The sequence below is a fragment of the Acidobacteriota bacterium genome, assembly GCA_016184105.1.
Classification (GTDB): Bacteria; Acidobacteriota; Vicinamibacteria; order Vicinamibacterales; family 2-12-FULL-66-21; genus JACPDI01.
Map to the genome: position 1 here is coordinate 24,882 of JACPDI010000019.1, position 8,292 is coordinate 33,173.

General features: G+C 66.1%; 8 protein-coding genes. 5 read left to right on the top strand and 3 right to left on the bottom strand.

Going from position 1 to position 8,292, the window contains the following annotated elements; genetic code table 11:
• Position 1 precedes the first annotated feature (1 nt).
• Positions 2–1,915, bottom strand: a complete 1,914-nt coding sequence (locus tag HYU53_07350) for a fumarate reductase/succinate dehydrogenase flavoprotein subunit (protein MBI2221010.1) — start codon at positions 1,913–1,915, stop codon at positions 2–4.
• A gap of 7 nt (positions 1,916–1,922) precedes the next feature.
• On the bottom strand, positions 1,923–2,582 hold the full coding sequence (locus HYU53_07355) for a succinate dehydrogenase cytochrome b subunit (protein ID MBI2221011.1): 660 nt from the start codon (positions 2,580–2,582) through the stop codon (positions 1,923–1,925).
• A 50-nt stretch (positions 2,583–2,632) separates the two neighbouring features.
• Between HYU53_07355 and sucC the strand changes: the two genes are divergently transcribed.
• The 4 genes from sucC (at position 2,633) to HYU53_07375 (ending at position 7,781) form a co-directional block, all read left to right on the top strand.
• Positions 2,633–3,814, top strand: coding sequence for an ADP-forming succinate--CoA ligase subunit beta (sucC, locus tag HYU53_07360; protein ID MBI2221012.1), 1,182 nt, complete (start codon positions 2,633–2,635; stop codon positions 3,812–3,814).
• 2 nt (positions 3,815–3,816) lie between these two features.
• A complete protein-coding gene (gene sucD / locus HYU53_07365; GenBank protein MBI2221013.1) occupies positions 3,817–4,686 on the top strand; it encodes a succinate--CoA ligase subunit alpha in 870 nt (289 codons plus the stop codon).
• A 148-nt stretch (positions 4,687–4,834) separates the two neighbouring features.
• On the top strand, positions 4,835–6,727 hold the full coding sequence (locus HYU53_07370; protein ID MBI2221014.1) for a 2-oxoacid:acceptor oxidoreductase subunit alpha: 1,893 nt from the start codon (positions 4,835–4,837) through the stop codon (positions 6,725–6,727).
• Position 6,728: 1 nt separating this feature from the next.
• Positions 6,729–7,781: a 2-oxoacid:ferredoxin oxidoreductase subunit beta gene (locus HYU53_07375; GenBank protein ID MBI2221015.1), complete on the top strand. Its 1,053-nt coding sequence runs from the start codon at positions 6,729–6,731 to the stop codon at positions 7,779–7,781.
• A 69-nt stretch (positions 7,782–7,850) separates the two neighbouring features.
• Here HYU53_07375 and HYU53_07380 read toward each other — a convergent pair whose 3' ends face one another.
• Complete coding sequence (locus HYU53_07380; GenBank protein ID MBI2221016.1) at positions 7,851–8,102, bottom strand: hypothetical protein; 252 nt, start codon at positions 8,100–8,102, stop codon at positions 7,851–7,853.
• On the opposite strand from HYU53_07380, the gene HYU53_07385 reads away from it, so the two are divergent.
• A partial coding sequence (locus tag HYU53_07385) for a nucleoside-diphosphate kinase (GenBank protein MBI2221017.1) occupies positions 8,101–8,292 on the top strand: 192 nt, incomplete at its 3' end. The two genes, HYU53_07380 and HYU53_07385, sit on opposite strands and share 2 nt — an antisense overlap.

Sequence of the window (8,292 nt, forward strand, 5' to 3'; positions counted from 1 at the left end):
ATTATTTGTAGCTCCGCTGTGAAGGCTTCACGTACTCGAAGGTGAGCGGCTCCTTGTGCAGCGTGGGCGCCCTGCCCACGCCGGTGAACTCCCAGGCCGCCGCGTACATGAAGTTGTGATCGTCGCGGAGCGCCTCGCCGTCAGGGGTCTGGTATTCCTCGCGGAAGTGACCGCCGCACGATTCGTTGCGGTGGAGCGCGTCGAGCGCGAGCAGCTCGGCGAACTCGAGATGGTCCGCCACGCGGCCGGCATACTCGAGGTTCTTGTTGAGGTCTCCCGCCTGCCCGGTGACCGACACGTTCTGCCAGAACTCCTCGCGCAGCTCGGGGATCCGTTTCAGCGCCGTCTTAAGGCCCTCGGCGGTGCGGCCCATGCCGACCAAGTCCCACAGCACCTTGCCGAGCCGGCGGTGGAGCGCGCGGGGCGTCTCCTTGCCGTTCACGCTCAGCAGCTTCGTCAGGCGGTCGCTCACGCCGGCCTCGGCCTCGCGGAACGCGTCGTGCTCCGTGGTGACCTTCGGCAACGGCGCGCTGCCCAGGTAGTGCGCCAGGGTGTACGGGATCACGAAGTAGCCGTCGGCCAGCCCCTGCATGAGGGCGCTCGCCCCGAGGCGGTTCGCGCCGTGGTCGGAGAAGTTCGCCTCGCCGAGCACGTGCAGCCCCGGAACGTTGCTCATCAGGTTGTAGTCGACCCAGAGCCCGCCCATCGCGTAGTGCACGGCGGGGTAGATCCGCATCGGCGCCTTGTAAGGGTCCTCGGCCGTGATCTTGTTGTACATGTCGAAGAGATTGCCGTAGCGCTCTTCGATCACGTTCCGCCCGAGGCGCTGGATGGAGTCGCGGAAATCCAGGTAGACGGACAGCCCGGTTTCCCCCACGCCGCGCCCCTCGTCGCACACCGCCTTGGCGGCGCGTGAGGCGACGTCGCGCGGGACGAGGTTGCCGAAGCTGGGATACCGCCGCTCCAGGTAGTAGTCGCGCTCGTCTTCCGGGATCTGGTCCGCCGGGCGGCGGTCCCCCCTGTTCTTCGGCACCCACACGCGCCCGTCGTTCCGCAGGCTCTCGCTCATCAGCGTGAGCTTCGACTGGTGCTCGCCGGAAACCGGGATGCACGTCGGATGGATCTGCGTGAAGCACGGGTTGGCGAACAGCGCGCCGCGCTTGTGCGCGCGCCAGATCGCCGTGCAGTTCGAGTTGACCGCGTTGGTGGAGAGATAGAAGACGGTTCCGTAGCCCCCCGTGCAGAGCAGCACCGCGTCGGCGGCGTAGCGTTCGATCTGCCCGGTCACGAGGTTGCGGACGATGATGCCGCGCGCCTGGCCGTTGACCAGCGCCAGGTCGAGCATCTCGCGCTGGGTGAACTCCTTCACGGTGCCGGCGTTCACCTGCCGCATCATGGACTGGTAGGCCCCCAGCAGGAGCTGCTGCCCCGTCTGGCCGCGCGCATAGAACGTGCGCGAGACCTGCGCGCCGCCGAACGAGCGGTTGTCGAGCAGGCCGCCGTACTCGCGTGCGAAGGGCACCCCCTGCGCCACGCAGTGGTCGATGATGTTCACGGAGATCTGCGCCAGGCGGTAGACGTTCGCCTCGCGCGCGCGGTAATCGCCTCCCTTGACCGTGTCGTAAAAGAGGCGCTGGATGCTGTCGCCGTCATTGCGGTAGTTCTTGGCGGCGTTGATCCCCCCCTGCGCGGCAATCGAGTGCGCGCGGCGGGGACTGTCGCTGATGCAGAAGCTCAGGACGTTGTAACCCAGCTCGCCGAGCGATGAGGCCGCCGATGCGCCCGCGAGCCCCGTCCCGACGATGATGACGGTATATTTGCGGCGGTTCGCGGGGTTGACCAGCTTCATCTCGAAGCGATGGCGGTCCCATTTCTCCGCAATCGGGCCGCCTGGGATCTTGCTGTCTAGGGTCATAAGCGGTTCATTTCGCGAAATAGATGAATAACGGAATGATGGCGAACCCGCCGCCGATGATGAGGGCGGCGACCATGCCGACGCGGAGCATGCGCTTGCCAAACGTCTCGGCTGCGCCGAGCGACTGGCACGCACTCGCAATCCCGTGACGCAGGTGCAGGAAGATCAGGCCCATGCAGATCACGTAGATGGCCACCCAGATCGGGTCCTGGAAGAACTCGACCTCGGTGCGGTAGAGGTCCCTCACAGCAGGCGTGTCGGCGGTCTCGTAGTACGACCCCCATTTGAACTGCTGCAGGTGGAAGATGACGAAGACGGCGGTGACGAGACCGGACACGATCATCGTCGATGACGCAACGCTCTTCCGGCTCGTGTGCCCCGCCCAGTGCTTCACCGCGTAGCGCTCAGGCCTCGCCTGCTGGTTCTGCAGGTACATCTTCACGGTCTTGTAGACGTGCACCAGGACGACCAGCAACAGCCCGATCTCCATCGGGATGACGAGAGGATTGGAGATCAGCGTGTGCGAGTAGGCGTTGAAGGGCCCTGGACCGAGAAGAACGAGGAGGTTGCCCGCGAGATGACCGATGAGGAAGACGAACAGAAGGAGCCCGGTCACCGCGATGAGCACTTTCGTGCCCACGGATGACGACGCGAAGCTACGACTCATCGTGTAGGTTTACTCCAAAAGCGGAATGATATCATCGGAGATCGGTCATTATGAAAATCCACGAATATCAGGCGAAGGCAATCCTGGCGCGGCACGGCGTGCCTGTGCCCAGAGGCGAAGTCGTGACGCAGGCGAGCGCCGCGGCGGACGTCGCGCGCACGCTTGGCGGCGCCGTCTCCGTCGTGAAGGCGCAAATCCATGCGGGCGGGCGCGGCAAGGGTGGCGGCGTCAAGCTTGCGAAAAGTTCCGAAGAGGCCCGGCGCCTCGCCGGGGACATGCTCGGGATGACGCTGGTGACATACCAGACCGGCCCCGAGGGACGAAAGGTGCAGCGCGTGCTCATCGAGGAAGGGCTCGACATCGCGCGCGAGCTATACCTCGGCATGGTCATCGACCGATCGACCCAGAAGATCGTGGTGATGGTCAGCCGGGAGGGAGGCGTCGAAATCGAAAAGGTCGCCGCCGAGACGCCCGAGAAGATCCACAAGGAGTTCATCGAGCCGGGCATCGGGCTGCAGAATTTCCAGGCGCAGAAGCTCGCCTTCGCGCTCGGCCTCGAGGGGGCGTCGGTGCGCAAGGGCATCACGGTGATGACCGCGCTCCATCAGGCGTTTGTCGCCTCGGACGCGTCGCTGCTCGAGATCAACCCGCTGATCGTCACCAGGGCGGGGGACCTGCTGGCGCTCGACGCGAAGATGAATTTCGACGACAACGCCCTGTACAGGCACGCCGACGTGGCCGGGCTGCGCGATCTCAACGAAGAGGACCCGCTCGAGATCGAGGCGTCGAAGTACAGCCTCAACTACATCAAGCTGGATGGCAACATCGGCTGCATGGTCAACGGCGCCGGCCTCGCCATGGCGACGATGGACATCATCAAGCTCGCCGGCGGCGAGCCGGCCAACTTCCTGGACGTGGGGGGCGGCGCCAACGCGGAGCAGATCCGGAACGCGTTCAAGATCCTGATGTCCGACAAGGCCGTCCAGGCGGTCCTCATCAACATCTTCGGCGGCATCCTGCGCTGCGACGTGCTCGCCGAGGGGGTGATTGCCGCCGTCAGGGAACTCCACGTCGGCGTGCCGGTCGTCATCCGCATGGAAGGCACCAACGTGGAGAGAGGCAAGCAGATGCTCGAGGAGAGCGGCCTGAACTTCGAGACCGCCGACACGATGGACGAAGCGGCCCGCAAGGTTGTCGCCGCCGCTGCGGCGTTGAGAGGGGGCAAGAGGTAGCCATGGCGATCCTTCTCGACAAGCACACGCGGCTCCTCGTCCAGGGACTCACCGGCAGGGAAGGCACGTTCCACGCGAAAGCGGCCGCGGCCTACGGCACGAACGTCGTCGGCGGCGTCACCCCCGGCAAGGGAGGGACGACCCACGAGGGCTGGCCGATCTTCAACACGGTTGCCGACGCGGTGAAGAAGACGGGCGCGAACGCGTCGGTGATCTTCGTGCCGCCCCCCTTCGCCGCCGACGCGGTCATGGAGGCGGCCGACGCCGGGCTCGGCCTCACGGTGTGCATCACCGAGGGCATCCCGACGCTCGACATGATGAAGGCGCTCACCTTCCTGAAAGAGAAGCGCACGCGGCTCATCGGCCCGAACTGTCCCGGCATCATCACCGCGGGCCAGGGCAAGGCCGGCATCATTCCGGCGCACATCTGCAAGCCGGGACGCGTCGGCATCGTGTCGAAGAGCGGCACGCTCACCTACGAAGCGATCCACCAGCTCACGCGGCTCGGCCTCGGCCAGACGACGTGCATCGGCATCGGCGGCGACCCGCTCATCGGGACGACGTTCATCGACGCACTCACGCTGTTCAAGGACGATCCGGAGACCGAGGCGGTGGCGATGATTGGCGAGATCGGCGGCAGCGCGGAGGAAGAAGCTGCGGCGTGGATCAAGGCCAATTTCAAGAAGCCGGTCGTCGGCTTCATCGCCGGCCAGACCGCGCCCCCCGGACGCCGGATGGGACACGCGGGCGCGATCATCTCGGGCGGCAAGGGCACGGCCGCCGAGAAGATGGCCGCGCTGTCGGCCGCGGGTGTCACGGTCGTCAAGAGCCCGGCGGAGATCGGCCAGGCGATCGCGGCGGGGCTCAAGTAATAAGAAGTCACGTGCCAGAGGTCAGAGGCCAGGTACGACTGAGTTAATCCTGCGTGCACCTGGCCTCTGGCCTCCGGCCGCTGACCCCGGCCTCCGCCTGATATAATTCCCTCAGTCGCGAAACTCCTCACCAAAGGACCCTCGACCCATGCCCGTGCCCAACGCGGCGGTCCAGGAGACCGCTATCGGTCCGTCCCCCCATCGGGTCGTCAACGACTTCAGCATCCAGGTCGCCACCGTGAACGGCTCGGGAAGCCAGACGGCGAATCTCGTGCTCATCCGCTCGATTTTCCAGATGGGCGTGCCGGTCTCGGGCAAGAACATGTTCCCGTCGAACATTGCCGGGCTGCCCACGTGGTACACCATCCGGGCCAGCAAGGACGGCTACATCGGACGCAAGAAAGAAATCGACGTGCTCGTCGCCATGAACCCGGAGACGGCGAAGGAAGATGTGCTGTCGCTCGAATCGGGCGCCGCCGTCATCTATGACGAGCCGCTCAACCTCAAGGCGCTGCGGGCCGACCTGTTGTTCTATCCCGTTCCGTTCGACAAGCTCGTCGCGCCGGTGTGCCCCGACGCGAAGCTCCGCCGTCTCGTGCGCAACATGATCTATGACGGCGTGCTTTCCTGCCTGCTCAAGATCGACATGGCGCAGATGGAGAAGGCGCTGCGCAAGCAGTTCGGGAAGAAAGCGAAGGCGGTCGAGCTGAACCTGGGCGCCCTCACGGCGGGCTACGGGTATGCCGAGGCCAACCTGCCGAAGCAGGACCCGTTCTACATCGAGCCGATGGACCAGACCGCCGGCAAGATCCTGATCGAGGGGAATGCGGCGGCGGCCCTCGGGTGCATGATGGCGGGCGTGACCGTCGTGGCGTGGTACCCGATCACGCCGTCCTCGTCGCTGCCCGAGACGCTCATCGACTACATGCGGAAGTACCGCACGGACAAGGAGACCGGGAAGGCGACGTTCGCGATCGTGCAGGCGGAGGATGAGATCGCCTCGATCGGCATGGTGCTGGGCGCCGGATGGGCGGGCGCGCGCGCGATGACATCGACGGCCGGACCCGGCGTGTCCCTGATGTCCGAGTTCGCCGGTCTCGCCTACTACGCGGAGGTGCCCGGCGTGGTGTTCGACATCCAGCGCGTCGGGCCGTCCACCGGCCTCCCGACCCGCACCGCGCAGGGGGACATCCTCACGACCGCGGTCGTCTCGCACGGCGACACGAAGCACATCCTGCTGCTTCCCGCGTCGGTCGGGGAGTGCTACTCGATGGCGATGGACGCCTTCGATCTCGCCGAGCAGTTCCAGACGCTGGTGTTCGTCATGTCGGACCTCGATCTCGGCATGAACACGTGGATGTCCGACCCGTTCGAGTACCCGACACGGCCGCTGAGCCGCGGCAAGCTGCTCGATGCCGAGACGCTCGAGCGCCTGGGGACCGAGTGGGGGCGCTACCGCGACGTCGATGGGGACGGCATTCCGTACCGGACGATTCCTGGCGACGGCATGCCGGCGTATTTCGCGCGCGGCTCCGGCCACAACGAGCGCGGGCAGTACAGCGAGCGCCCCGACGATTATCAGCGCAACCTGGAGCGGCTCGCGCGCAAGTTCGAGACGGCGAAGCGGTTCGTGCCGCAGCCGGAGGCGTCCGAGCAGGAGGGCGCCGAGATCGGCATCATCGCGTATGGCACCAGTCACTTCGCGGTGATGGAGAGCCGCGACCAGCTCTTGTCGGAATACGGCGTGAAGACGTCCTACCTGCGGGTCCGCGCGTACCCGTTCGGCGACGAGGTGCGGGCCTTCGTCGAGCGCCACAAGCGGATCTACGTCGTCGAGCAGAACCGCGACGCGCAGATGCGGTCGCTGCTGAAGATCGATCTGCCGGCCGACCTGGCGTCGAAATACCGCAGCGTGCTGCACTTCAACGGCCTGCCGATCGATGCGCGGTCGGTGACCGACGACCTCCTCGAACAGGAGGGCGCAAAGCCGGCGGCGCCGAAGAAGGCGGTGGCGTTTTCAGGCGGGCTCGGAGGCGAGTGACATGGCAGACACACCCACGGTTCCACCGGCGCCCGCGAAGAAGACCAACCGCCTCGGGCTCGAGGTCGCCCCGTACCGCGGCGGCAGGACGACGCTCTGCGCCGGCTGCGGCCACAACGCAATCTCCGAACGCATCGTCGAGTCGTTCTGGGAGATGGGCGTGGACGGCTCTCAGGTGATCAAGCTCTCCGGGATCGGCTGCTCCAGCAAGAGCCCGGCGTACTTCCTGGGCACGTCGCACGGGTTCAATGCCGTGCACGGCCGGATGCCGTCGGTGGCGACCGGCGCGATCCTCGCGAACAAGACGCTGATCGCGATCGGCGTCAGCGGCGACGGCGACACGGGCGCGATCGGCATCGGCCAGTTCGTCCACCTGATGCGCCGCAACGTGCCGATGATTTACATCATCGAAGACAACGGCTGCTACGGCCTCACCAAGGGGCAGTTCTCGCCGACGGCCGATGTCGGCTCGACGCTCAAGAACGGCGTCGTCAACGACCTGCCGCCGCTCGACACCTGCGTGATGGCCATCGAGCTGGGCGCGACGTTCGTGGCGCGTTCGTTCTCGGGTGACAAGAAGCAGCTGTCCGCGATCCTGAAGGCCGCCATCGCGCACCGCGGGACCGCCATGATCGACGTCCTGTCTCCCTGCGTCACGTTCAACGACCACTCGGGATCCACCAAGAGCTACGCCTACGTCAAGGAACACGACGAGGTGCTGGGGGAGATCAGCTTCGTGCCGTTCTTCGACGATATCGCGGTGGAATATGAGCCCGGGACCACGAAGGAGGTCACGCTGCACGACGGTTCGCGGCTGTACCTCAAGAAAGTGGCGGAGGAGTACGACCCGACCGACAAGCTGAAGGCGCTGCGGGTCCTGCACGAAACGGCGCGCCGGGGCGAATACGCGACCGGCGTCCTTTACGTCGAGCCCGACCGCGACGATTTCACGACGCTGCTGAACACCATCGACGAGCCGCTGGCCACGCTGCCGCTCGACAAGGTGCGCCCGCCGAAGGCCGCGCTCGACGAGATCATGGAATCTCTTCGATAACGGACCGCCACGGCATTGGCAGCAGGAGTGCCACTCGGTGCGGCGCCTGACGGAAGGGGCGGCCCGTCCTCACCCCTCCGTCTCGTCTTCGTTGGCCCCGATCGCATCCTGCGCGATGGCGACGGCGTCGGAGGGGAGGCCGCGCTCGTCGAGCGCAGGGGCGTTGCGGTTCCACTGCTGCGTGTCTCCCGGCTGGTCCCCCTCGAGCGCGCCGTGATGCGAGTCGGGGTCGCGACGGCGACGCCCCATGCGCTCGAACGGCATGATCAGCTCTGCCGGATGGCCGGCGCGGTCTGCTGCCCGGTATAATCGCCAGAACATGGAACGCACACTCGCCATCATCAAACCTGACGCCTTCAGCGCCCGTCACGCCGGGCGGATCATCCAGCGCATCGAGGAGTCGGGCTTCCAGATCCGTGCCATCAAGCGGTTGCACCTCACGAGGACGCAGGCTGCAGGGTTCTACGCGGTGCACCGCGAGCGCCCCTTTTTTGCCGGGTTGACCGACTTC